This is a genomic window from Novipirellula herctigrandis (genome assembly GCA_007859835.1).
GTDB classification, from domain to species: domain Bacteria; phylum Planctomycetota; class Planctomycetia; order Pirellulales; family Pirellulaceae; genus Novipirellula_A; species Novipirellula_A herctigrandis.
The window spans coordinates 681,799-705,276 of record SJPJ01000002.1 but is presented as its reverse complement, the minus strand read 5'-3'; the positions used below and the strand labels follow the sequence as shown (position 1 = coordinate 705,276).

Genomic DNA, 23,478 nt, shown 5'->3' with positions numbered 1-23,478 from the left:
GGATTGCTTAGGCGAACCGGCGATAACCGAATTTTTTGCAATTAATTGTGTTTCCTTCTGTTCTAAGCAGCATAGCTTCCCTTGCTAGAAAATACGGAAAAAACCGCATGATTTGGACGAACTGACATTGTCGTTATAACCCGACCTGTCGTCACAAGCGTTGTTTCCGAAATATTTAGCTAATCCCACAGGCCTAACGCGGCGATAAATAGCCCTGAGCGGTGGTATTTAAACGTACAACCGTCACAAACAGTAGGACTAGAACCGGAATGCCTTTGCTGCCAAAGGGGGGCCAAATGGCGATTCGTTCACTCATTTTACCGCAAACACGAATCAACGCCCAAAGTGGCGTCGCGGAAACGGAAAACGCTATGAACCATTCAATGGATGATTGTGCGAGCTTGCCGCCTGGTGAACTTGTTTCATCAGCTGCGTCCGGTTCAAGCAAACTAACTCGCAAGTCTCGTCGTAGTCGTCGCGCCATCCGCGCTGTGATGTTGGCAGGACTTTCCATCGCGATTGTCGGATCAACTGGATGCACCATGTTTAGTGGTGTCTGCAAGTCGGTTCAACAAACGGAGGCGTTGGACGAGTTTATGATCGGTCACCGCAACAGGGTGATGGCCGCGAAAGCTTGGCATTGTCAGAAACACCAATTCTGTAACCCATCCTCAGCGTTCAAAGACGGTTTTATTGAAGGCTACATGGATGTCGCTAATGGCGGCAACGGATGTATTCCCTCGGTAGCACCGTCGAAGTATTGGGGGTGGGCTTATCAATCGGCTAACGGTCAATCGGCCGTCAACGATTGGTTCGCAGGTTATCCGATGGGCGTCAAAGCCGCTGAGCAAGATGGCGTGGGGCATTGGAATCAAATCCAAACGGGCCGCATGCCAATGAATGCAGCACCAATGGCGATTCCGGCGATGATGGCAGCGCCAGCCTTAAGCGATAATGATATCGGGTTGGATCTGCCGCAAAGTCCGTTTGTTGATGACAACACCAACGCGGCACCGATGCAGGAAGGCACGCCTGCAGTTCAGGAAGAAGATACTGGTTCGAGTCTGCAAGATGTACTTGAGCTTCGTGAAGACGCCGGAGCGATGATGTTTAACGACGACCAGGGTTACTCTTTCAGTGCCTCCTCCTCGGATATACCTGAGTTGGAACCCCGCCCATCAAGTTCATCGTCTCCTGCGAAGGCCCACAGCGATTCGGCAAATTCCGATACCGTTGCGTCGGCAGACATCAACGATGTCATCGACAGCATTTTCGGAACTGCCGCAATTGCAGAGCCTGTTTCGGACGCATCGAATAGCAAGCCTGAGGCGAAATCGGCAACGAAGTCATCCGCAGCAGATTTGCCGTTTAGCTTTCAGTGATCTTGATAACTTGATTTTGTTCGAGAACGGAAGCCTCCCATCAGAGTCGGCCTATCTCGAAAACGATTGTCTCGTGGTGACGCCCACCAGCGCCCCAATTTACGCATACGAATTATCCTTTGTTAGAGAGTTCAGGGATGAACAGGAAATCTTTGCTAGTCGGAAAACGGGCGTCCCGCATTCTTCGGTCTTTATCGACCGCAGTCGCCGCCGGTCTTCTATGCACCTCGTTTACCGGTTGCACGACATTGACGCAGCCCATCGATGGTGTTCCCGCCAATCGGTTGCCTGATACATTCTTTGCTGAGCCAAAGAATGATTTGGTCCCCGTTGACATTTCGCTACTTTCGCTCGAACCGCCTCGTGATTACCAAATCTCAGGTGGCGATATTTTGGGCGTCTATATTGAAGGGGTGCTACCTTTCAATCCACCCAATGCACCGCCCGAACCACCGCCAGTGAACTTCCCCGATTCGGAAAGCACTTTGCCACCTTCGATTGGTTATCCAATCGCTGTACAAGACGACGGGACGTTGGCTCTGCCATTGATCGAGCCACTCGACGTGGAAGGTTTGACGCTTGAGCAAGTTCGCGAATCGATCCGTGATGCTTACATCGACAACGAAATCTTGCGACCCGAGAAAGCTCGCCCGATTGTCACGATTATCAAGGAACGAACCTACGACGTGATCGTGGTGCGTGAAGACGGCGGTGGATTGAATGTGCAAAACCTTGCGGCCGACTACATTCGCGGTGGCAGCGACAGAAGTGCAAGCGGTGCAATGGTGAAGTTGCCTGCGTACCAAAACGATGTGCTTCATGCTTTGGTTGAAACCGGCGGACTTCCTGGATTGAACGCCAAAAACGAAGTGAAGGTGCTTCGGGCAACCGAAGCGGACCAACGTAAACGGTCGCAATTCATGCAGCAATTCTATGCACAACAACGTGCCGCGATGTTAGATCCTTGTGCTTGCCCACCGGAACTTCCAGAGGATCCTTCGATCCTGCGAATTCCATTGCGTGTAAAACCAGGCGTTATTCCAGATATCACCAACGAACAAATCACGCTTCAAGATGGCGACATTGTCTACATCGAATCGCGAGAAACCGAAGTCTACTACACTGGTGGCTTGCTGCCTGGGGGAGAATTCCCGCTACCACGTGACTACGACCTTGACGTTCTCGGAGCCATCGCGGTTGCTGGCGGCGGAGTTGGGAAATCAGTCTCAGGTGGATCGGGCAGTCTGATCGGTTCAGCTGGTTCGTCGATACCACCAGGGCGTGTTTACATCCTTCGCAAAACACGCTGTAACGGGCAAGTTGCAATCGAAGTGGACCTGACGAAAGCGATTAATGATCCGAAGAGCCGACCGCTGATCATGGCCGGTGATACGATCATCCTCCAACACACCTGTGAAGAGGAAGTGCTTAACTTCGGTATCGCAACCTTCTTTACTTACGGAATTCGAGAGTTGCTTCGAAACTAGGTTTTGAGAAGCAACCAAGTCCTACGAAACGCGAAACCGCACTGTCGCCAACCGGTCACAGTGCGGTTTTTTCGTTGATGTCCATGGCACGCCGGATCAACGGGTTGCCGATGGCAGTGATCGAGTGATAATTTCGCACTATGATTCCTTTACGCGACAGCATACCCAGCCGCACGACCCCGGTCGTCAATTACATCATCATCGCGATTTGTACGGTTGCTTTTCTAATCCAGCTTTCGGCTGGCCCCGGTGATGCGACGATCGTCGAGCGATTTGGGATGACACCTGCTCGGCTATCGAATCCGTCTGCTGACTTGGTTATTCGAGAACAAGTCCAAGAAATGACGTCTTACGGCATCCAGGTTCGTGAAGTGACGCGAGAGATGGCGTCGCCGATCATTCCGGCATGGATGACGGTCATTACCTGTATGTTTTTGCATGGTGGATGGATGCACTTTCTTGGCAATATGTGGTTCCTCCACATTTTTGGAGACAACGTCGAAGATCGTTTGGGGCACGTTGGCTATTCAGCAATGTATTTGGGAACCGGCATCGCGGCGGCGTTGGCCCATTACTTCACCGGCACCGAAAGCGTCATTCCTACCATTGGAGCCAGTGGCGCGATTGCGGGAGTGATGGGGGCGTATGCGTATTTGTATCCGCACGCGAAAGTGATGGCGGTGATACCGTTGTTTGTCATTTTGCAAACAATCGTCTTACCTGCACCCGTCTTCCTTGGGATTTGGTTTTTGTTTCAAGCCTTCAGCGGTGTGACGGCGATAGCAGGCGGAGTTGCTGGAGGCGTGGCCTGGTGGGCACATATAGGCGGCTTTGTTGCCGGCGCACTGGCGGCCATTGTCATTGGCCGCTCGCCACTCGGTCACGAAGCCGTTACCGAGCGGCGGTTCTAAGCTTTATTCGTCGTCAAGCTAGCTCTAGAAGCAACTGAACAGACGGCTCAGGCATCCGCGCTGTTGCTTGCAGCACGAAGGTGCAGGCTCGCAACAAATTGGCTCGCAACAAACTGGCTCGCAACAAATTGGTCCTGCATTGATTGGCATTTCGTAGCAGCAATTGGTTGCTGGTGGAGCGTATTCGCCTTGACATGGGTACGCCGCATCGAATGTCGGTTGTGGATAAATCGGATAATCGACAGGCGATGAAGGAGAAGCCGGTAATGGTGCTGGGTAAGACTGAGTCGCTTCTTCCATTGAAACGATAGGCGCACTCGGTGCTGGCGGGATTTCTTGTTCCACCATCGGAACAGGTTCGGCATCGGTTGCAGGCTCAGCAACAGGCTCAGCAACAGGCTCAGCAGCAGGTGTGGGTTCAGCAGCAGGTGCGGGTTCTGCAGCGGCTTCCTCGGTAGCCGGTGGGGTTTCTTCCTTCGACGCAGGTGCGGCGATTGGCGTTTCATCGGCCACCGGTTCCATTTCATCGGCTGCTTCTTCAGCGGGCTCTTCAATCGGTGCCGGTGTTTCCTCAGCGGCTTCCGGAGCTTCTTCGACTTCGACCGGTTCGGCGACAATGACGTCCGCTTCGGGGGCTTCAGGAACCGCTTCGGTAACCTCTTCAACCGTTTCAGTCACTGCATCGGCAGCTTCATCTTGACCCAAACTGCTGCGAATTGGGGCACCAAGAAGTCCGATCGCGAGTGCTGCGACGAGTAGCGAGTAGATTGATTTGTTGCGTTTCATAGTTAGGAGGGACCTTTCGCTTGGAGGGGGGGAATGGGGCCAAAAGAAAATACGACGATCATTCATCAAATTGTCGTGGTTTCCGGCTTCTGGCTCTTATGATTCACGCTTTCGAATCCTTGATATTAGTTGCCGGTGGACGAAATCCAATAGAAACCCAAGTTATCTCGTGGAAACACGAGTCATCTCGTGGAAATCGATGGGCATCGCAGAGGAACGATTTTTCCGGTTCTCTGGATCGGACCTTTTGTAGGGTCTTCTGCCAGAGATTGCGGATCTGAGCCGGATTCTGCTTGGAAGGAACACTGCGAGCGATTATCCTGTAGGGGGTGTCTTTGACAGAAAATCGTTCGTGTTCGCCGGGGAAACCAGTCGGCTCGTGAATCGACAGCTAGGGGCTGTCGTTCATCGCAGAAGAATTTGGTTGGCTGCACGATCTGATTCGCCTCGTTTGTCGGGACGCATTTTCAAAACACTTCTCCTACACAAGAGGCGAATCGATGAAGAGGAAAAACGGCGTGATGAAACTTTCTCAACGCAGCACCGGTCTGCTGCTTCCACTCTGTTCCGCATTTTTATGCATTAGCGTTAGCGTCTTCCATGGGGCGACTTTGCGAGCTGAAAGCTTGCTGCCGGACGACGATGCGATCAATGCCGGTCTGTTCGAGGCGATGGACGCAGGCCAAGTCGAAGTCAAGTTCATACCGTTGGATACGACCAACGCAAACGTGATCGTTAAGAATTTGACGGACAAGCCGATGCATCTGCGTTTGCCATCTGCGTTTGCTGGTGTTCATGTCCTTGCTCAAATGGGCATGGGTGGCATGGGCGGCGGCATGGGTGGCATGGGCGGCGGCATGGGCGGCATGGGCGGTGGCGGCATGGGCGGTGGCGGTGGCCAAGCCATGGGCGGCGGCATGGGCGGCGGCATGGGTGGCGGCATGGGTGGCGGCATGGGCGGCGGCATGGGTGGCATGGGCGGCGGCATGGGCGGCATGATGCGAGTTCCACCAGAACGCACCAAGAAGCTCTCGGTCGCAACGGTTTGTCTAGAACACGGTAAGCCCGACCCGAATCCACGGATGGAATACAAAATCGTTCCACTGGAACAAGTCACGACCGATACAAGCGTTCGCTTGGTATGTGAAGCCCTTGGCAATTCGCTTGTTACCCAAAACTCAGCGCAGGCCGCAGCGTGGCACATATTGGATAAATTGTCTTGGCAGGAACTGGCAGTCAAGAACCGTTCGGAAAGCAAGTACACAGGCAACGTGCGCTGGTTCTCGCCAATCGAATTGAAGACCGCGATGCTGATCGTGGCTGAAGCTCAACGTATCGCAAGTTCGCAAGACGAGTATGAGACACAGCAGAGCGAAATCATGGACGTTGAACCCATTATCGAGAGTTCATCGAGTTCGGTTTCGAAAAAAGGTTAGCGAACCAATTGTTGTTTGCTAACGATGGATATCAAGAGAACGCGAGACAGTTGTCTCGCGTTTTTTTGTTGGCGTGACCACAACCGAAGTTGAAGAGAGTCGCCTGGCACGGACCGAAGAACCACATGGATAGTTGGAAAACTGAAAGTTTTGCGTTTTTTGCGAAGGGGGCGTTGATTCACGCTAAGGACTCTCGGTGATCCAATTGCGTCACACAGTGCACGATGCGTCGTTATAAACCTACCTGCAATGCGAGGGCGACCTCGCGCCGAGAGTTGCGGAAAAGACAATGTTTTCTTACAGTCTGCCTGTCCGTGGCAACGCTTTTGCCGCGAGGAATTCCTCTACGAACGTGCTTTATCCATTGCTCTGGCCGATTCTGAGTCAGACCATCCAGTTCAACAAACCGGTGCCTACCGAGTGGTGTTGAATCAAAGCGTGTTCTATCGAGGGTGAGACCCTTTTTCGAACACGCTCTTACTTGCAAAGTACCCGTATGACTCAGCTGGACAACAGCCCCGCTACCGTTACCGAAACATTTTCTGGCCTTGCTCTTTCCGACGCCGTTCAAAAAGCCGTGCTAAAAGCTGGTTATACGACGCCGTCACTTATTCAAGCCGCCGTCATTCCACACCTGCTCGATGGACGTGATGTGATTGGCCAGGCCCAAACGGGAACTGGAAAGACCGCCGCCTTCGCGCTGCCGATTTTGTCACGAATTGACCCGAGTAAAACGGCGGTTCAAGTGTTAGTGCTTGCACCGACGCGAGAGCTTGCGATTCAAGTTGCAAAGTCCTTTTCGACTTACGGTGGCGAAATGGACCGGATGTCGGTCGCCGCGATTTATGGCGGTCAAGATTACGAACCCCAACTGAAACAATTGCGACGAGGTGTTCAGGTCGTTGTCGGAACACCTGGTCGTGTGATTGACCATATCAAACGTGGCACGCTTGTCGTGAACCAACTTGATTGTTTGGTGCTCGATGAAGCGGACGAGATGTTGAACATGGGCTTCCTTGAAGATGTCCAATTTGTACTCGATCAGACTCCGGCGGAGACTCAAATCGCACTTTTCTCTGCAACCCTTCCGCAGCCGATTCGTCGGATTGCCAATAAGCACTTGAAGAATCCTGAAACGATTCAAATCAAGCAGAAAACGATGACGGCCGATGGAATTCGCCAACGAGCGTTGTACGTAACACCAAGAGAAAAACCAGAATTGTTGATGCGGCTTCTCGAAGCCGAAACCACAGACGGCGTGATCGTATTTGCCAAAACCAAAGAATCAACAACCACCTTGGCCGATAATCTAACACGTTGGGGTTATGCTGCGGCGGCACTGAACGGTGACATGCCTCAAGGGCTTCGCGAACGGACCGTCGATAAGTTGAAGTCGGGCCACTTGGATATCTTGGTGGCAACCGATGTTGCTGCTCGAGGCTTGGATGTATCACGCATCAGTCACGTGATTAACTTCGACGCACCCCATGATAGCGAATCCTACATTCATCGCATTGGCCGCACCGGGCGAGCCGGACGTAGTGGCGAAGCCATTCTTTTGCTTTCGCGAAGCCAAACCGGACGACTCCGTGCGATTGAACGATTGACTCGGCAAACCATTGAAGTGGTCAATCCGCCTACGACGGAAGAGATTAACAAGAAGCGAATTGATGGTTTTAAAAACAGCATCACGGAAACGATTGCAGGGCGAGATGTTTCGTTCTTCAAAGATCTGATCAGCCAATATGTCGAGGAAACGGAGCAACCGATCGAGATGGTGGCAGCAGCGCTTGCGGAAATGACGCGAGGTGGCCGCCCGTTACTGCTCAAGGATGCGCCCAAGCCAAAGCGTGGGAAAAAACGCGATTTTGGAGACCGCCGAGATCGAGATGAAAGTCAGGATTTTGATCGTAGATCGGGAAGACGCTCGATGCGAAACGGTCCGGTTCGTGAAGGAATGCAACGATTTCGAGTCGAAGTCGGTCATGTCGATGGGCTAAAGCCAGGTAATCTGGTTGGTGCGATCGCCAATGAAGCGGGTATCGAAGGCCAATTTATCGGCCCGATCGATATTCAAACGCATTACACGACCGTCGATTTACCCGAAGGGATGCCAAACGAAATATTCCAAACGCTTCGCCGCACTTGGGTCGTTGGAAAGCAATTAGACATCCGCGGTTTGGAAGGTCATGCGGGCGGAAAAGGTGGAAGCGATAGCCGCAAGCGAAAGCCCTTCGCTGGAAACGGTGCCCCCAAGCGGTTCGGTAAAAAATCGCCAAAGGGTAAGAACAGTCCGGCGATGTCGGGCAAGAAATCAGGAAAACGCAAGCACGCAAAGGTGGTCGCCAAGTAAAGATCTTGCTTAGCGAGCTATTTGGCTACTTGATTTCAAGCAGTTCGACTTTGAAATGGAGGGTCGAGCCCGGTGGGATTTTCGCCTGGGCTGCGTCCCCATATGCCAACTCCGGCGGAATTTCCAATTCGATCATTCCCTTTTCCCCAATCAATTGCATTCCTTCGGTCCATCCAGGAATGACCTGGTTGAGTCGAAACGTGGCGGGCTTGGCCGAGGCATACGAACTGTCGAATTCGCTGCCGTTGTCGAGCCACCCGGCGTAGTCGACCATCACATTGTCGGTTGGTTTGGGTTTCCGACCGTCTGATTTTCGGAGAATTCGGTACTTTAAACCTGACCCGGTGGTCGTGAATTCTGTCGGCGCATCTGAGTCAATCTTACTTGGCCCGGTTTCAACACCACATCCGCATGCGAACAGAGCGACGGCAAGGATCAGAAAGAATCTCATGGTATTTCCGTGTTGATGAAATCGGGCAGCAAAGTGCGTCCAAGGTACCCCCTAAGGGATTTGAACCCCTGTTTCTGGACTGAAAAGTCCAGCGTCCTGGGCCGCTAGACGAAGGGGGCTTCGGAAGCTTGGAAGTGCAAATGTGAAATAAGAAGTCTACTTAAAACTTCTCTCTTCAGACGTAGTCCTTCACTAGGACATTTGACCAGAGCGATCGACGACCTTGTCGATCAGGCCGTATTCGCAGGCCTCCTCGGCGCTCATGAAACGGTCGCGGTCGGTATCTTGTTCGATCTTCTCGAGCGTGTGACCGGTGTGTTCGATCATGATTTCGTTCATACGTTGCTTGATTCGGCGGAGTTCGCCAACGTGAATTTCCACTTCTCGTGCGGTCCCTTGCATCCCAGCAAGTGGTTGGTGGATCATGATACGGGCGTTGGGAAGGGCAAATCGTTTCCCTTTGGCTCCAGCGGTCAGTAGGACAGCGCCCATCGATGCTGCTTGGCCAATGCAATAGGTCGCTACGTCGCACGATACAAATTGCATCGTGTCATAAATCGCCATTCCAGCGGTGATGCTTCCGCCGGGCGAATTGATGTAGAGATGAATGTCGGCCTTTGGGTCGTCCGATTGTAGGAACAGCATCTGGGCAACAAGCGCGTTGGAAATATGGTCATCGACTTGTTGACCGAGAAAAATGATGCGGTCCTTCAGCAGACGGCTATAGATATCGTAAACGCGTTCTTCGCGGCCGCTCTTTTCGACGACGTAAGGAATCAGTGGCATGCTATGACTTTCTATACAGAGTGTTTTGTTGAATTCTCGAAAGGAATGTGGAAGAGGCTGCGGCTAAAACTAATCTTCGTCCTCTTCGGACGCAGGCGGCTTGGTCAAAATGTCGTCGACCAATCCATATTCTTTCGCTTCGGTTGCACTGAGAAAGAAGTCGCGGTCAGTGTCGGAAGCGATTTTTTCGACCGATTGGCCCGAGTGCGTGCTGATGATTTGGTTCAGCACGTCACGGTAACGGAACATTTCCGCTGCTTGGATTTCAATGTCGCTGACTTGACCGCCCACGCCACCCATCGGTTGATGCATCATCACCCGGCTGTTTGGCAAACAGAACCGTTTCTCCTTGCTGCCACCCACCAATAGCACGGCGGCTCCGCTGCAAGCCTCGCCGACGCAGTAAGTCGCCACAGGGCATGATAGCATTTGCATCGTGTCATAAATCGCTAGTGTTGCGGTGACCGATCCGCCTGGCGAATTGATGTAAAAATGGATGTCTTTGCGACGGTTTTCGCTTTGCAGATACAACAATTTCATGACGACATCGTTAGCATTTGCGTAGTGGATCTCACCTTGCAAAAACACGATGCGGTTTTCGAGCAGCAAATCGCCAAGGGTTAATTGACGCTGACGTTGATAACTCTGGTACGAATGGCTGTTGGACAACTCGTGAGTGTTCGTTAAACCGTGAACATGCGGCAAATTCATGCAATCTCTTTCAGACAGGTGGCTGTTTGACTGGTTGTTTCCCAGCAAGGGTTGTCCGGCGCTAGTTTCCATTTAGGAGGGCACCGGTACGCAGTAATCGAGTGTTCGATTTCCGTTAGTGTTCGTCATTATTGCCGTGAAGGCAAGACGGGTTGCACCAGAGCCGTTCTTGATGACCAAAAACGCCTGATTTTTTTCCATTGGCGAACAGGTTTACGGCAATTGCACAGGTTTAGGGCAATTGCAGGACGATTTCGTTGGCTCGACCGCGATAGACCGTTGCTGCGACCGACACGGGTTCGCCTTTGTCCGACGTGACCGTGACCTTGTAGTCGCCATAGGTCGCTCGACAAAACATTTTACCATCCGAATCGGTTTCGAGTTGTTCGTCGGTCCACCACTCGTTGTGAATCAGCCGCATCAACGAATGATACGCTGGTTTGGTAGTCATGTCAGCTCGCAACAATCCGGCTGGCGCATTTTTCCACGACCGGAGGTCTGAGAAATCCCACCACGTGATCGCCTCGACCGCCGGGTGCGAATAGAGCATTGTGTAGAATCGCTCCACCTCGGATTGCTGATACGCTTCACCCTCGAGCGTGCTCGGCCACGGTTTTTGGTCGTCATCGGCTCGTCCCCCAAGTTCCCCCGAAAGGATGGTCACTTCGGTGAAATGTAGGGGAACGCCGAACTTCGCGAAGCGTTCGCACACCGCCCAAATCTGGTGATTACTCCACGTGCCGCCGTGTTGGTGGCTTTGGATTCCGATCTTGTCATAAAGCGGTTTACCATTGGCGTCGACTAATTGCTCGATGACCGCTGCGTAGTCATCGTCGACGCGGTAATCGTTCACAAGCAATGTGTCACTTGGTCCGGCGGCACGGGCGGTTTGGAAACAGGCTTTTACAAATTCGATTTGTCCCTTGTCCATCCACATGCGAGTCAGCTTTGGCGCACGCTGCACGAACTCCTTGCGATCGACATGCGTTGGTTCATTGACAACATCCCAAGTGTCGATTTCGCCATCAAGCGACGTGATGCAGTCGGTAATCCGTTGTTGCTGCAAATCAAAGATCGCGTCACTGTCGTCCGGCAACCATTTTGGATCACTATGGTTCCATGCCAACGGATGGCCTTTGAGCAGAATCCGATTTTCGTCACACCATCTGGCAACGTTCTTCGTTTGGTCAAGTTTGGTTTTGCCTGGCTTCCACTCATAGCTTTGCCAATAAAACCCGGCTGTGGCAAAATTCAATAGCTTTGCGTACCGATCGCGATACATGGTCTGCAAATTCGCATCATCGATTTGCCATCGGAAAATGTTTGATCCAAACAGGAATGCGTGCCGCGTCTGCTCAAATCGAACGGGGACATTGGGAACCGGTTTGCCGTCACGATCAACAACACAAATCACGACATCCGTTTTTCGATGCTTTTCAATCCTAGCACCTGCTTCTTTCCATAGAGACTCATCGCTGGTATCTGCGAGTGCAGGGGAAGTCGATAGAAACGTCGCGAATGCGACGGCGCACCAGAAGTGACATGATTTTTTCATGGCAAGATTCAACCAAGGTGGGAAGTGGGAAAGGTGGGAAAATCCACTATAACCCAAACCCGACGACGTCACATCCCGTCAACTCGATTGGCCATCACTGCAACTTCACTTCAGCGGCGGTACGTCGATGAATTCGAGCGGTTGGGTCTCGTCAACGTCCGCAACGCGAATCGCTAGCTCCCCTGAGAGCAACTGGCGGAATGGTTTCCCTACAATCTCGCCACGCCATCCTTCCAATAACGATGGCAACGAATCCGATTTGCGTTTTTCGAGTTCATAACCTAACAGTTCACGTACGTCATCCGCGTTACCGACGATCGGTGGGGCCAGTTTATGTTGGCGGCTGATGCACGCGATCGAAGTTGATAGGAATTGGCTTAGCATCGGCGAAACCGATTTTCGACTTCCACGCGCCCGACGTGGCAGATCGGCTTCGGGAGTATTTAACGCCGTTTGAATTGCTTTGGCAATCGCTTCGTATTGACCGATGTAGCCACGTCGTTCCAGTCCCCGAATACCGCGAATCTTGTCAATGTCAGCGGATGCTCGTTTGGCAAGTTCAATCAATAAATCGTCTCGCATGACTCGGCGAGGAATCCGATCGGTCTCGCGAGCACGTCCTTCACGCCACAGCCATAGTTGCCGTACCGTCTCGAGTTGCCTAGCGTTCAAACCCGCTGACCCGCTGACGCGGCGCCAATTTTCGCGTGTCTCGGCATCGATCACTTTTTGCTGCAAGTTGGCCGTTTCTTCTTCGACCCACGTAGCGCGTCCGAGCTCGCTGACCATCGACGCTAACTTGGTGTGCATTGTTTCCAAATCCGTCACGTCATGAAGTGCGTACGTGATTTGGTCTTTTGACAATGGCCGATGACGCCAATTCGTTCGTGTCTCGCCCTTTGGCAACGATTTGCCAACCAACCGTTGAACCAGCGTCGCCAAAGACGCCGGGTATTCCATGCCCACAAACCCTGCGGCCAATTGGGTGTCAAAAAGCCCTGCGATTGGCTTGTTCGAAAATCGGTAGCAGAACCGGATTTCCTCGCGAGCGGCATGGGCGACAACGATCCGCCCAGGCGTGGAAAGTACTTCCCAAAACGGCTTCGTCGTCTCAAGCTTGTAGGGGTCAATGATCGCCAACCGGTCCGGGAGTGCCACTTGAATCAAGCACAGTTCGGGCCGGTAGCTGTCTTCGGAGACAAACTCGGTATCAAACCCCACCAAATGGCTGTCCGCGATCTGAGTACATAGATCCTCAAGTTCGTTCAGGCTAGAGATGGAGTCGTATTGCAAAGCGAAACTTTGAAACTAAGGGAGAAGAATTTTGAAGACAACGTTGTAGTCGCAAGATGGGACTTTACCCCGTTTCGGTACAATCGCCTATCCTGATTGTTGGTTGATCGGCTCGGATTTCAATCTTAAACGTGTAAAGGAGTCTACCTGTGCGGGATCTACTAGTCAGCGTTCGAGATATTGCTGAGTTTGAGCAGGCGATAGCGGCCAAAGTACAGATCATCGACTTCAAAGAACCTAACCATGGGGCCCTTGCTGCGGTGGACCCGCTGGTCTGGCACCGGGCATCTGCGATCGTCGTCGCGTGGGGGGGGGCGCTGATGCATCCGATCGGTAAGCTCCGGTCTAAACACTCGCTCCTTTCCGCGGCACTTGGGGAATCCGAAGATTACGGGAAAATCATCGATCAACTTCCCCAAACGTTTCGTTTCGCGAAAGTTGGCCCGAGTGGCATCGATTGCCCCAAAAGATTAGCTCGACTATGGCGGGATGCTCATCACCGACTCGCTTGCCGAAACGCGGCTGCCGAGCTTGTTCCGGTCGCGTACGCGGATCACCAACTTGCAGGTTGTGTTGCGCCCGAGCGGATCTTTCAACTTGCAGCCGAGTTGGGCTTCAAGCGTTGTCTAATCGACACGTTTGAGAAAAATGGTGCAGGCTCCCTCGATCTTCTTTCCTTCGACCGATTCGTTCGGCTGCAAAGGATCGCTGAGGCAGCCAATATGAAATGGTCACTCGCCGGATCAATGCGTTTGGAGAGTGTCGACCTCCTAAACTCCGTTGGCATCCATCCCGATTGCTTTGCCGTTCGTGGTGATGTTTGTGATCCGGATAGCAAAATTGGCCGACGCGGAAAACTCAACGCTGCTCGGTTGAAAGCGTGGGTGGAAAAGGTGGGATTACTATCCAGCCCAATTCAATTGGGTTAGCGCCATCAAGCGTTCTTCGAAATTGCCGATTAACCCACCGACTAATTTCCATCCGTTTCGAGACCGAAGTTCAATTTCGCCGTGTTTGTTAATGCGAAGAATCGAATCACCAGTCACGCCCGATTCATGGAGTTGTTTTAGATCAATTTCGCCCTCGTTGACGACTTCCAGCAGCGTCTTGCCAGTAAGTTCAATAAACTGCATTGCGGAATCCGAAAAAAGACAAACGTAGGAGGTAACCCATAGTTTAGTTACCAGATTTCGCTTTGCTCGGTCGGATCGTTTTCGGTGACGAAAAATTACTCTCGCAATTCGGCGATCGAGCGTCTTAATTGAGTGAGCGTGTAATTGATCGAGGCAACGCGTGCTTGTTGATCGAGCACTACCATAAAGGGTGCTGAAACCATCCCAAATCGAGCGGCGACTTCATTTGCGACTTCAGCCGTCTGGGATGATTCTGCTCGAAAACTCGGAAATGTGATTCGGTTTTGCTTGACAAACTGAGCGACCGGCGCCCCGGCCGGATCCAGGTTGATCCCCACCACGGCGATCAAATCAGGCGATTCCTGTTCCAGTTCTTGAAGCGGGCCAAATACTTGCATCGACTCCGGGAAACCCATCGCCCAGAGGGGCACTAACACGATTTTTCCGCGATAGTCGGCCATCGAAAGCGCTGAACCATCGACCGATTGTAAATCAGGGTCGAACGTTTTTCCGATGGAGTTTTCACGCGCTTGTCGAGCCACGATCGCCAAGCGAGCCTCTTTGCCCGTCGCAGTGTCGAGGCTCGAAAAGGTCTCGTCAAGTTTCTCGTAAGTGACATCGGCAAGTGCTCGTTGCTCGAGTCCTTCGAATTGAAGTGCGGCCCCCGCAAGGTATTGCACCGTTTGTAGGTCCGGCGATTCATCGATCAGGGTCTGCACAGAGACTGACCAATCGGTTTCACTCACGGACTTGCCATCGATCGCCTGTTGAAGCAAATGATCAATCGCGTCGTATTGGACGCTGCCTGCTAATTGTGCGGCCATCTTTGCGATTTCGGGATCGGATGCATTCGCGTATAAGTCGATGATCGTGTCGCGAATCAATTTAGCTTCTTCGTCGTGCTCGTACTTTGATAGGATGTCGCGCGCCTGGCCCATCACCATCATCGCAGGAATACCGGGCGCGTTGGCAGAGGACGCCAAGTCTTTGACAAAGTCTGTAATCTTTTGGGCGGCGTTGTCATTACCGTTTTGCAGCGATTCGATCGCAAATCCAATCAGCACCAAGCGGCTATCGGTGACCAACACGGAGTCGCTTGAAGTTAAATTTGCATTGGCAAGCTCTTCAAGTTCGATTGCTGCTTTTAAATCACCGAGCGCCGCCAAATGTGAAAGTGATTGCAATTCGCCTCGAGCGCCTTCGCTCGTTTCGCTTTCCGTGGCGTCGCCGTGATCACGCAACCGTCGCGATGCTTCGAGTTTTCGTTTAACGATCCGCTGCATCTCTAGAATCGCTTCTTGCTGGTCGCGAATTCCGGTCCGGCCGCTGGCAACGAGTTGCATGTCCGAATCGGCACCAGCAAGGAATTCACGTAACTGGGCCGGTGTTAAGTCGGCACGCAATTGACGAGTCGGTTCGGCTTGACCCAGTATCGCGGTACCAAAGTCCGCCTCGCTACTGGATGCCGGTGTCGCAGGCTGGCTGTGGGGCATGTTGGGCAAAGTGGAAACAGGTGCCTGTGGTGATGCCTCTTGTGACGGTGCCTGTGGCGTTTGTGTCCGATCGGGTTCGTCCGGTTGTGGCTGGCTAGGTTGTTCGACTACGTCTTGGGCCGATTGAGACAGATTCAATTCGGAATCAGGTTGAGCGGAAGCTTCGGATGGTTTGCTGTTGGAACAACCACCGAGCAATAGTAAAACCGAAATGACGATTGGAAACGCGACTTTGCAGTGAACTAAAAAATTTGACACAGTGTTGCTATGGATTGGAGTGAGCGCGGCAATCGCGTTTGTTACAGGATGGAGAAAGACTGCGTCAAGAAAGCAGGTACTTATTGGTCGGGATCTTCATCGCGGCGCAGCATCTTGCTCTTCAACCAATTTTGAACCGACTTACCAGGTTGATCGTGATGATGAGCTCGTTTTGATCCGCTGGCGATCGTGTTCTCGGTGATTTTCGTCAACGCACGATGGATCTCGCGGCCACAATTCGGACAGACAACGGGTGGCTCGTGGACCGGTCGCTCGCACTGCGGACAAAAATACTCGATCGTCGGACGCATGGCGGCTTCAAACAAACCTCCTACTTCGGAGGCATTGAACCATGCCGAGTCATCCTTACGAATTCGAGTTTCGGGGGTAACTTCACCCCCGCGTACCATCTTTAGCAAGTCGCTGGGCCGAAGTGGACCAATGTCTTCGACCGCGTCTGACTGCTGGATATACCATTCGGCCACGCCGATTTCCTCTCAACCAGACTCAGAAATGAACTGCGTCAAGCAAACACTTGACTCCAAAAAATCAGTGGCAGCGTTTCGTCTCGTCACACCACCTGCCTCGCTTTGATTATATCGACTCGATGTGCAGACTGCGACGCCTCCGCTCTTTTCGACGAATGTCGTCAATTAGGCCCGCAACCTCGTCTACTTCGGCGATCCCCAGCATCTGAAGCTCCGGGTGGGTCCGGTCGCTGCCCGTTAACCGGATCGTGCCAACTCCGAACATACGCTGAACGGGCCCTTGGGTGAAGCTGACATCGTCAATATCGATCACCTCAATCCGGTCGGTTCGCTGAGTCACGATCCCTGTTTTGTGAATAAAACGCTGGGTCGTCAATTGGTAGTGGTACCCCAACCGCCGCCAAGCGTACATGAAAACGCCGGCGACCCAAATCAGCAATATCAGCGCGCCAGCGGCCCAAAGCGGGAATGGTTCAAGTAGCACCGCCAAAATCAGCAATGCGAGCGACGAGGCAATCATCAGGATCCAAGTTCCCAGCATTGCTTTACTGCTATATCGCCCGCTCCACAAATTTTCTTCGGGTTCGAAGTCGTCGAGCCCCGACTTTTTCGATGCGACTTGTTGTCGAAACTTTGATGCCGCCGATTCCTCTGCATCCGCAGGGGTACCCAACGGCGAGTTATCGGAGCGGTACGAGGGATTCTTGTTTTTCAGGTCGTTATCGTTGTTTTCGTTGTCGCTCATGCCTCGATTTCCTTTCCTTCGACGATGGTTTCCGATAATATACCGGCCCAGCCGTTTCCCGTCATTAAACATAGATGCCATGCGTTGTCCTTACTGCCACGTCGACAATGACCGCGTCCTCGATACGCGAGCCGCAGAAGCTGGCTACATGGTTCGTCGTAAACGGATCTGTAATTCGTGTCATCGACGTTTCTCGACGCTCGAAAAATTGGAACAATTGAATGTTCGTGTCGTAAAAAGCGATCAAACTCGGGAACCGCTCGACCGGGAAAAGATTCGTCGAGGTGTCGAGCGTGCTTGCTCAAAACGACCGATCCAAAGCTCGAAAATTGAGCAGGTTGTCCAAAGTATCGAAGCTGAAATCTATGAATCATTCGATTCCGAAGTCACTGCGACCCAAATCGGCGCGATCGTGCTCCGCCATCTGGCGAGTCTCGACGAGGTCGCCTACATCCGATTTGCGAGTGTTTACCGCGAGTTTGATGATGCCAACGACTTCATTCAGGCCATTTCCAAAATCGTTGGCCCCAATGCAAAAAAATAAAAGTGATCGTTTCAAGAAATCGCGAAGTTGGTGAACAAAAACGCGCCGTTTGCCATCTCGAATCGCAAGATTGATCTGGGCATCAAAGCGGATTTATCCGATAAGCCACTGCGTCACTAAGGTCGGCCCAATGACTTCGTCCGTGGCGCCGAACCGAGAATCCAAATTCGAAGGCCAAATTCGAAGGCCAATTTCCAAGGATGGAACCATGTTTTTCCAGACCCCCTTTTTTCATCAAACAATAGGTCGGACCGCCCTGCGGTGGACTGTTGCCACGACCCTTGTGCTCGGAATCTCCGCGAACAGCTACGGCCAGGCCGGAAAGCAGCGCGGTGCGACTCTGGGTGGATTGACCGGCGCAGTCGCGGGAGCATTGATCGGCGACCATAACGGCGAAGCGGGCGCGGGAGCCGCGATCGGAGGCGTCGTCGGGGCGGTGGCCGGGGGATTGCTCGGCAATGCCAATGACAAAGAAAACGCGATCCGCCAACAACAGCAGTACTATCAAGCACAACAATCGGCGATGGTTGCCACACAAGGCGCCGTGTCGATCGCCGACGTTGCCACAATGAGCCGAAGTGGATTAAGCGATTCGGTGATCGTTAACCAAGTCAAACAACGAGGGGTGCAGCAAGCATTAAATGTTCCGGATATCATCGCGCTGCATCAAGCAGGCGTCAGTGAAACGGTCATCACGGCAATGCAACAATCACCGACGGGAACCCAACGCATGGCTCGGGTGCAACAACCGGTGGCCGTTCAACCGATTATTCAGCAAACCCCCGTGTACGTGGAAGAGCGGATGGTTGTTCCCTCCTATGATCCACACTACTACCGTCCCCATCCGCACTACTACCACCACCATCCACGCCCTGTGCCCTATCGCTCGGGCGTTCATATCCGATTCTAAGGCGTTTGTTAGTAACGAATTTGGATGACGAAAGGAAGCCACGCTCGCCAGAGCATGGTGCTAATCGTCCCACCGTCGGGCAATAGAGAGACGCAGTCGGGCAATAGAGAGACGTGAAAAAATACGTTTCTCCGTCGCCTGCAAACCATCATTGTTGGCAAGCCCAAAAGGTGTTGGAGCAATGCTGTCTACTTCATCAGCCGACTGAGAAATTCGACGTCCGAATAGCCGCTGTGTTTTCCGCTCAAAGCATCAATAATCCCTTCCGCTTGTCGGACGACGACTAGTTTCGCATCGCGACTGATATATAAACGCTGTTTGCCTGCACCGGCAGCGAAAACGAGGTCCGCTGGGATTTTCTTGACACTTGTGAGATCGTCGGTGGCAAATCGAACTTGCCTTGTCGATCGGCGTTGGGCGGTAGTAACAGGTTTGTTGAGCCAAAAAGTGAGTCCATAAGATGGATTCGTGGGACTGCCTGCGAAGCATTGGTCGAGAGCTTCCTTTGCAATGACTTGTTTTCCGTTCCAGGTTCCGCCGAGTCGTATGAACTCGCCATATATTGCCCAAGCACTCGCGGTCAGGGACGCGCCCGATGGTAAGTGCGGATTTCCGTCTTCGTCTTTTCTCCATGACTGATAGCGCAATTCGAGCGGATCAAAAATACGTCGTTGTAGATAGTCCAACGGACTTCCAGAGGATCCGTGTGCTTTCAATTTGCGACGCATAAATTCGCCAAAGCACTGAAAGTGGACGGGCCCGTACTCGAATTTTTCACCAGCCTTTGTTTTCGTTTCACTTTCAATAGCCAACGCATAGCTGGGGACGCGTTGCGAGCCGAGACTGTTCGCAGCGATCCCGCTCGACAAATTCAACAAATTGCGAACGGTGATTTGCGACTTTCGTGGATCGTTCTTCCATTCTGTGATCGTGTCGCAAACCTTTTCGTCAAGCGAATCGATCAACCCGTCTTCAATTGCAGCGATTGCCATTACACCAGTGAAACTCTTTGTACCGCTGGCTAACTCAAGAGCCCGATTCGGGGATCCTCCATTGGGATAGTCGGCATAGATAGTCTTGCCATCGTACATGACTAGGAATGAGATTCCTTTTTCCGCTGCACTGTATTGTGCCGCAGCCAGGACTGACTCTTTCGTAATCGGCGCTTCGGCGGGAATCTTCGCGGCAAAGGTTGCGGGCTGCCATGGTTCCGTTGCCTGTTCTTTGCTGCTACGACCATCGACCGCTAATTCGATTGCCGTTCGAAACTCCTTGATGTCCAACGCACCGTCACCATCTTGGTCGAGTCGTCGCAACAAAAGAGGGCGGTGCCATTCGGCCTTGGTGATTTGACCATCGCTGTCTTTGTCATACGAATCGAATCGGGATTGAAGGAATGCCTGGCTCGTCTGAGCTTGTGCCTGACCCGGAACAATGGAGACGTTCACAACGACGACGGCGATAACCCAGACGAATAATTTCTTCACGAAGAACTCCCGATTCTGTAGTTCGGATTCCAATTCAAGACAGCCGCCAGCACTCCCCCGGTAGCCCATTTTTATATAACGCTCCTCTATTAACACCAGTCGATCAACAAAAGTTTCGGTGCATCGAAGGAGAGAGAGAAGTGGAGAATGAGTCGCAGATGACCAATTGTCCTTTGCGGAACCGATCGGTGCCATTTGTAAGCCCAAGTGGCATGGCGCGCCATGACAGCTGGAGATGACTGTGAGAATTTCTGGCCTGCCTGTTTGTTGTGTTCTAGCAAACTAACGCCTTCTTCATATAATTACCAGTAAAAAAGGCTTGTTCCTTTGTCCACCAATCGGTACAACTGGTTTGGTGCTTGAATCAAGTTGGAGCGAGGTTGCGCTCTGGCGTTCGACGTACTCCAGGCTGTCAACGTGCTTCGCCTATCACACGCTGACTTCATCGAACAAAGGTGGCTCATGTTCTCGCAAATACGACCCCTGGCCAGCTTCGATCAAAGGAGCCGGCTTTTTTTGAACGTGCCTTTGATGTTGTGTCTTTTGTTCATGCCAATTGTGTGCGGATGTGGTGGGCACTCCAGCGGTGTGGTTGAAGAGAGTGCGGAATATTCTTACGACGAGATTATGGCCCAAGCGGCTGCGGAAGAAGCAGCATCCGAAGCCCAACGAGAGAAGTAGGCATTAGGATTCCTTTTTTGACCAGACGCAGGAAGCTCTAACCCGTCCACCGAAACAAGAGGCTCCCATGAGACGCCAACAAACAATGTCATCGGATCGTTTCCGCAGCTTAGGATTTACTCTGGTCGAATTGTTGGTCGTGATCGCGATCATTGGTGTGCTAGTCGGATTGCTTTTGCCAGCGGTTCAAGCGGCACGGGAAGCAGCGCGGCGAATGAGTTGTGGTAACAACGTCAAACAACTTGGATTAGGGATGCACAACTATCATTCCGCTTTCAATCAATTGCCGATTCACGGGGTGGGACCTACCAATGAAACGACCAATGACACTTCGTTGGCTGACGACAATACCGGCAATGCGTTCACGCGATTGGAACTATCGTATTTGGTCGGCCTTCTGCCCTATGTCGAACAACAAGCGTTATGGGAAAAAGTAAGCAATCCCATGGTCGAGGAAGATGGAGATATTTGGCCTGCTTTTGGACCTCGGCCTTGGAATGGAAATTATCCCCCTTGGGCAACCGAGGTTCCGACGTTTCGTTGCCCGAGCGATCCTGGTGTCGGCGTCCCAGCGTTAGGGCGAACGAATTACGCCGCTTGTACGGGCGATAGTTTTTATGAGTCCGAACATGGTGTCACCGTCTGGAACGGAACACGTTGGCTTTATGAAAAAGATTCGTTAGCAATGAGAAGGGCCCGTTGCGGGTTGCGGGGAACTTTTGTGACGCGAAAGAGCATGCGGTTTCGCGATATTACCGATGGGCTTTCTAACACGATCGCGGCTGGCGAAATTATGTCGGGACTCGGAGACCGCGACAAAAGGACGATTGGATTCACGAACGGAAAAGGCGGGTTTTTCCAGATCGCCAATAATCCCAAACGATGTGACGATCTTGGTTATGTCGATCCACTACGACCGATGTTCTTGACCTCCGCAGCAAATGTCTACGGAGCGATATCCGAACGAGGTTTTCGGTGGGCCGATTTCCACACGCTTCAGTCGCAAATGAACACGATCTTGCCACCAAATTCCGAGATCTGTCTGGTGGGACACTCGGATACTTATGGCGTTGCGCCACCAAGTAGCCGGCACGCTGGCGGAGTCCATATTTTGATGGCGGACGGAGCAACCAAATTCATTAGTGACTCGATCGAAGCTGGCAATCCACAAACACCCTGCGTTTACTGTGAAGCACTCGGAGGACGCACCGATAGTCCTACGCCCGTCGGCTCGCAAAGCCCATTTGGATTGTGGGGGGCTCTCGGCACACGTGCATCGCAGGAAACGATTGAGGACGCTTTTTAGCCTCTTTTTACCCGTGCCGTTGCAATTTGAAGGGTCCGGACCAAGTTTTGACGCGTTCTTAAGTAGAGAATCATTGCCATTTTGGTTCGCCCGGCTAACAATGAAGACTTGCCGTCCCTCGGCGTTTGACTCGTTTTGTGGACATTTGTCTCTTCCCCTTTTACTAAGGATGAGTTGGTTTCACTCATCGCTTTTCATTTGCGGATTCTTTGATACATGCCCCGTTGGTTCAACAATCGCCGAAAGACCATGCACCTGTTTCCGACGAAACGTGCATTCACGCTGATTGAATTATTGGTGGTCATCGCCATCATTGGGATTCTTGTCGGATTGTTACTCCCAGCGGTTCAAGCCGCTCGTGAAGCAGCCCGACGGATGAAGTGCCAGAACAATTTGAAGCAGATCGGCTTGGCACTTCACAACTATGAGTCAACGTACCGGTCATTGCCATGGGGAGCCAAAGGAGGACACGGCTATAGTTGGACGACCGATATTTTGCCTTTTGCAGAACAAGCGGGACTGTGGGAACTGATTCCGCCGCTGAAGAACGGTCCCGTCACTCTTGAAGAACGAAAGCGATTTGAAAAGATCGCGACAACGCTCGTCCCAATGTACCGCTGTCCAACGGAGATCGGTCCCGAGTTTTTGACCGACAATAATAACCTCGCTATCGATGGCAAGGATGTGGCACGCGCGATGAACAGTTATCTTGGTAACGCGGGCAGCGACGCTGTCAGAGACAGCTATTCCACATCCTCGCTAAGGGGCATGGAAAATAGCAATGGTGTCCTTCGTATTGGACAAATGGAAAGGCACCCCTTCGATCCGCCTGATGTTCCGCCTGGGTTACCTTGGCCGTTGCCGATTCGTTTTGCAGGGATACTCGATGGGCTAAGCCATACGGTGATGGTGGGCGAGACGCGGTTTGTCGACGAACCGCAATGCAATATTTGCAGCCACTTCGCGGTATATCACCCCGAATTCGACCGCCGCAAAGGGAAAGGCAAAGGGGACGATTTTTCCGAAGCGTTGATGTCACTTCAATATGACATGAATCTTCAAGTGGCTCCGAAGCAACAGCTTGAAATTTCTCCTGGGAGTCACCATTTCGGTGGCGTTAGCACCGTCTTTTGTGATGGATCGGTCAAATTCTTAACCGATAGCCTTGACGAAGGTGTTCGTCATTCAATCGGATCCCGCGATGGACGCGAAGTAATCGATGCATCAATGTTGCCGTAGGTTGCTAACAAAAAAACGCTTGCCAACATCGTATGCCAGCAAG

Annotated in this window: 22 protein-coding genes and 1 tRNA gene; 11 read left to right on the top strand and 12 right to left on the bottom strand. The window is 52.3% G+C overall.

Translation table 11 applies throughout. From position 1 onward, the window contains the following. The first annotated feature begins 269 nt into the window (after positions 1 to 269). From CA13_RS33510 to CA13_RS33500, 3 genes are all read left to right on the top strand, one after another. Positions 270 to 1,382, top strand: coding sequence for a hypothetical protein (locus CA13_RS33510; RefSeq protein ID WP_146404434.1), 1,113 nt, complete (start codon positions 270 to 272; stop codon positions 1,380 to 1,382). 137 nt (positions 1,383 to 1,519) lie between these two features. Further along, the gene (locus CA13_RS33505) at positions 1,520 to 2,869 is read left to right on the top strand and encodes a polysaccharide biosynthesis/export family protein (RefSeq protein ID WP_146404433.1); all 1,350 of its coding nucleotides are present in this window, start codon (positions 1,520 to 1,522) and stop codon (positions 2,867 to 2,869) included. 140 nt (positions 2,870 to 3,009) lie between these two features. Next, positions 3,010 to 3,780: a rhomboid family intramembrane serine protease gene (locus CA13_RS33500; protein ID WP_146404432.1), complete on the top strand. Its 771-nt coding sequence runs from the start codon at positions 3,010 to 3,012 to the stop codon at positions 3,778 to 3,780. A gap of 24 nt (positions 3,781 to 3,804) precedes the next feature. On the opposite strand, the gene CA13_RS33495 is transcribed toward CA13_RS33500, so the two are convergent. Further along, positions 3,805 to 4,566: a hypothetical protein gene (locus CA13_RS33495; protein WP_146404431.1), complete on the bottom strand. Its 762-nt coding sequence runs from the start codon at positions 4,564 to 4,566 to the stop codon at positions 3,805 to 3,807. Positions 4,567 to 5,066: 500 nt separating this feature from the next. On the opposite strand from CA13_RS33495, the gene CA13_RS36015 reads away from it, so the two are divergent. Together CA13_RS36015 and CA13_RS33485 are read left to right on the top strand one after the other, a co-directional pair. After that, a complete protein-coding gene (locus CA13_RS36015) occupies positions 5,067 to 6,002 on the top strand; it encodes a hypothetical protein (RefSeq protein WP_419195294.1) in 936 nt (311 codons plus the stop codon). Positions 6,003 to 6,498: 496 nt separating this feature from the next. Further along, the gene (locus CA13_RS33485; RefSeq protein ID WP_146404430.1) at positions 6,499 to 8,355 is read left to right on the top strand and encodes a DEAD/DEAH box helicase; all 1,857 of its coding nucleotides are present in this window, start codon (positions 6,499 to 6,501) and stop codon (positions 8,353 to 8,355) included. Positions 8,356 to 8,380: 25 nt separating this feature from the next. On the opposite strand, the gene CA13_RS33480 is transcribed toward CA13_RS33485, so the two are convergent. From CA13_RS33480 to CA13_RS33455, 6 genes are all read right to left on the bottom strand, one after another. Then, positions 8,381 to 8,806 (bottom strand): FKBP-type peptidyl-prolyl cis-trans isomerase, encoded by a 426-nt coding sequence (locus CA13_RS33480; RefSeq protein ID WP_146404429.1) that lies wholly within the window; start codon positions 8,804 to 8,806, stop codon positions 8,381 to 8,383. Between the two features lie 45 nt (positions 8,807 to 8,851). Continuing rightward, positions 8,852 to 8,925, bottom strand: a tRNA-Lys gene (locus CA13_RS33475). A gap of 73 nt (positions 8,926 to 8,998) precedes the next feature. Next, positions 8,999 to 9,592: an ATP-dependent Clp endopeptidase proteolytic subunit ClpP gene (gene clpP / locus CA13_RS33470; RefSeq protein ID WP_146404428.1), complete on the bottom strand. Its 594-nt coding sequence runs from the start codon at positions 9,590 to 9,592 to the stop codon at positions 8,999 to 9,001. Positions 9,593 to 9,661: 69 nt separating this feature from the next. Continuing rightward, positions 9,662 to 10,303, bottom strand: coding sequence for a ClpP family protease (locus CA13_RS33465; protein WP_146404427.1), 642 nt, complete (start codon positions 10,301 to 10,303; stop codon positions 9,662 to 9,664). A 232-nt stretch (positions 10,304 to 10,535) separates the two neighbouring features. Beyond that, on the bottom strand, positions 10,536 to 11,858 hold the full coding sequence (locus tag CA13_RS33460) for an endo-1,4-beta-xylanase (protein ID WP_146404426.1): 1,323 nt from the start codon (positions 11,856 to 11,858) through the stop codon (positions 10,536 to 10,538). A 105-nt stretch (positions 11,859 to 11,963) separates the two neighbouring features. Beyond that, entirely contained in the window at positions 11,964 to 13,151 is a 1,188-nt protein-coding gene (locus CA13_RS33455) for a ribonuclease D (protein WP_146404425.1), read from the bottom strand. 149 nt (positions 13,152 to 13,300) lie between these two features. On the opposite strand from CA13_RS33455, the gene CA13_RS33450 reads away from it, so the two are divergent. Then, on the top strand, positions 13,301 to 14,080 hold the full coding sequence (locus tag CA13_RS33450; RefSeq protein ID WP_146404424.1) for a (5-formylfuran-3-yl)methyl phosphate synthase: 780 nt from the start codon (positions 13,301 to 13,303) through the stop codon (positions 14,078 to 14,080). Here the strand turns inward: CA13_RS33450 and CA13_RS33445 are convergent. From CA13_RS33445 to CA13_RS33430, 4 genes are all read right to left on the bottom strand, one after another. Beyond that, positions 14,054 to 14,284, bottom strand: coding sequence for a hypothetical protein (locus CA13_RS33445; protein WP_146404423.1), 231 nt, complete (start codon positions 14,282 to 14,284; stop codon positions 14,054 to 14,056). The genes CA13_RS33450 and CA13_RS33445 overlap by 27 nt on opposite strands. A 95-nt stretch (positions 14,285 to 14,379) precedes the next feature. Further along, positions 14,380 to 16,035, bottom strand: a complete 1,656-nt coding sequence (locus CA13_RS33440; RefSeq protein ID WP_146404422.1) for a TlpA family protein disulfide reductase — start codon at positions 16,033 to 16,035, stop codon at positions 14,380 to 14,382. A gap of 80 nt (positions 16,036 to 16,115) precedes the next feature. Further along, complete coding sequence (locus CA13_RS33435) at positions 16,116 to 16,520, bottom strand: GYF domain-containing protein (protein ID WP_146404421.1); 405 nt, start codon at positions 16,518 to 16,520, stop codon at positions 16,116 to 16,118. 109 nt (positions 16,521 to 16,629) lie between these two features. Beyond that, positions 16,630 to 17,268, bottom strand: a complete 639-nt coding sequence (locus CA13_RS33430) for a PH domain-containing protein (protein ID WP_146404420.1) — start codon at positions 17,266 to 17,268, stop codon at positions 16,630 to 16,632. A 79-nt stretch (positions 17,269 to 17,347) separates the two neighbouring features. Here CA13_RS33430 and nrdR point away from each other — a divergent pair, with 79 nt between their 5' ends. Continuing rightward, positions 17,348 to 17,812 carry a transcriptional regulator NrdR gene (gene nrdR, locus CA13_RS33425; RefSeq protein ID WP_146404419.1) on the top strand — a complete coding sequence of 155 codons (465 nt, stop codon included), beginning with the start codon at positions 17,348 to 17,350 and terminating at the stop codon, positions 17,810 to 17,812. A 208-nt stretch (positions 17,813 to 18,020) separates the two neighbouring features. Then, positions 18,021 to 18,722: a glycine zipper domain-containing protein gene (locus CA13_RS33420; RefSeq protein ID WP_146404418.1), complete on the top strand. Its 702-nt coding sequence runs from the start codon at positions 18,021 to 18,023 to the stop codon at positions 18,720 to 18,722. 188 nt (positions 18,723 to 18,910) lie between these two features. Here CA13_RS33420 and CA13_RS33415 read toward each other — a convergent pair whose 3' ends face one another. Beyond that, the gene (locus tag CA13_RS33415; RefSeq protein ID WP_419195293.1) at positions 18,911 to 20,209 is read right to left on the bottom strand and encodes a serine hydrolase; all 1,299 of its coding nucleotides are present in this window, start codon (positions 20,207 to 20,209) and stop codon (positions 18,911 to 18,913) included. Positions 20,210 to 20,758: 549 nt separating this feature from the next. Between CA13_RS33415 and CA13_RS36010 the strand changes: the two genes are divergently transcribed. The 3 genes from CA13_RS36010 to CA13_RS33405 all read left to right on the top strand — a co-directional run bounded on the left by CA13_RS36010 (position 20,759) and on the right by CA13_RS33405 (position 23,435). After that, a complete protein-coding gene (locus CA13_RS36010) occupies positions 20,759 to 20,890 on the top strand; it encodes a hypothetical protein (RefSeq protein ID WP_419195292.1) in 132 nt (43 codons plus the stop codon). A gap of 67 nt (positions 20,891 to 20,957) precedes the next feature. Then, positions 20,958 to 22,196: a DUF1559 domain-containing protein gene (locus tag CA13_RS33410; protein ID WP_419195291.1), complete on the top strand. Its 1,239-nt coding sequence runs from the start codon at positions 20,958 to 20,960 to the stop codon at positions 22,194 to 22,196. Between the two features lie 216 nt (positions 22,197 to 22,412). Further along, a complete protein-coding gene (locus tag CA13_RS33405; RefSeq protein ID WP_419195290.1) occupies positions 22,413 to 23,435 on the top strand; it encodes a DUF1559 domain-containing protein in 1,023 nt (340 codons plus the stop codon). The last annotated feature ends 43 nt before the right edge of the window (positions 23,436 to 23,478 follow it).

Coding starts and splice junctions, on each gene's coding strand:
- CA13_RS33510 (WP_146404434.1), top strand. CDS start 270: ATGCCTTTGCTGCCAAAGGGGGGCCAAATGGCGATTCGTTCACTCATT.
- CA13_RS33505 (WP_146404433.1), top strand. CDS start 1,520: ATGAACAGGAAATCTTTGCTAGTCGGAAAACGGGCGTCCCGCATTCTT.
- CA13_RS33500 (WP_146404432.1), top strand. CDS start 3,010: ATGATTCCTTTACGCGACAGCATACCCAGCCGCACGACCCCGGTCGTC.
- CA13_RS33495 (WP_146404431.1), bottom strand. CDS start 4,566: ATGAAACGCAACAAATCAATCTACTCGCTACTCGTCGCAGCACTCGCG.
- CA13_RS36015 (WP_419195294.1), top strand. CDS start 5,067: ATGAAGAGGAAAAACGGCGTGATGAAACTTTCTCAACGCAGCACCGGT.
- CA13_RS33485 (WP_146404430.1), top strand. CDS start 6,499: ATGACTCAGCTGGACAACAGCCCCGCTACCGTTACCGAAACATTTTCT.
- CA13_RS33480 (WP_146404429.1), bottom strand. CDS start 8,806: ATGAGATTCTTTCTGATCCTTGCCGTCGCTCTGTTCGCATGCGGATGT.
- clpP (WP_146404428.1), bottom strand. CDS start 9,592: ATGCCACTGATTCCTTACGTCGTCGAAAAGAGCGGCCGCGAAGAACGC.
- CA13_RS33465 (WP_146404427.1), bottom strand. CDS start 10,303: ATGAATTTGCCGCATGTTCACGGTTTAACGAACACTCACGAGTTGTCC.
- CA13_RS33460 (WP_146404426.1), bottom strand. CDS start 11,858: ATGAAAAAATCATGTCACTTCTGGTGCGCCGTCGCATTCGCGACGTTT.
- CA13_RS33445 (WP_146404423.1), bottom strand. CDS start 14,284: ATGCAGTTTATTGAACTTACTGGCAAGACGCTGCTGGAAGTCGTCAAC.
- CA13_RS33430 (WP_146404420.1), bottom strand. CDS start 17,268: ATGAGCGACAACGAAAACAACGATAACGACCTGAAAAACAAGAATCCC.
- nrdR (WP_146404419.1), top strand. CDS start 17,348: ATGCGTTGTCCTTACTGCCACGTCGACAATGACCGCGTCCTCGATACG.
- CA13_RS33420 (WP_146404418.1), top strand. CDS start 18,021: ATGTTTTTCCAGACCCCCTTTTTTCATCAAACAATAGGTCGGACCGCC.
- CA13_RS36010 (WP_419195292.1), top strand. CDS start 20,759: ATGCCAATTGTGTGCGGATGTGGTGGGCACTCCAGCGGTGTGGTTGAA.
- CA13_RS33410 (WP_419195291.1), top strand. CDS start 20,958: ATGAGACGCCAACAAACAATGTCATCGGATCGTTTCCGCAGCTTAGGA.
- CA13_RS33405 (WP_419195290.1), top strand. CDS start 22,413: ATGCCCCGTTGGTTCAACAATCGCCGAAAGACCATGCACCTGTTTCCG.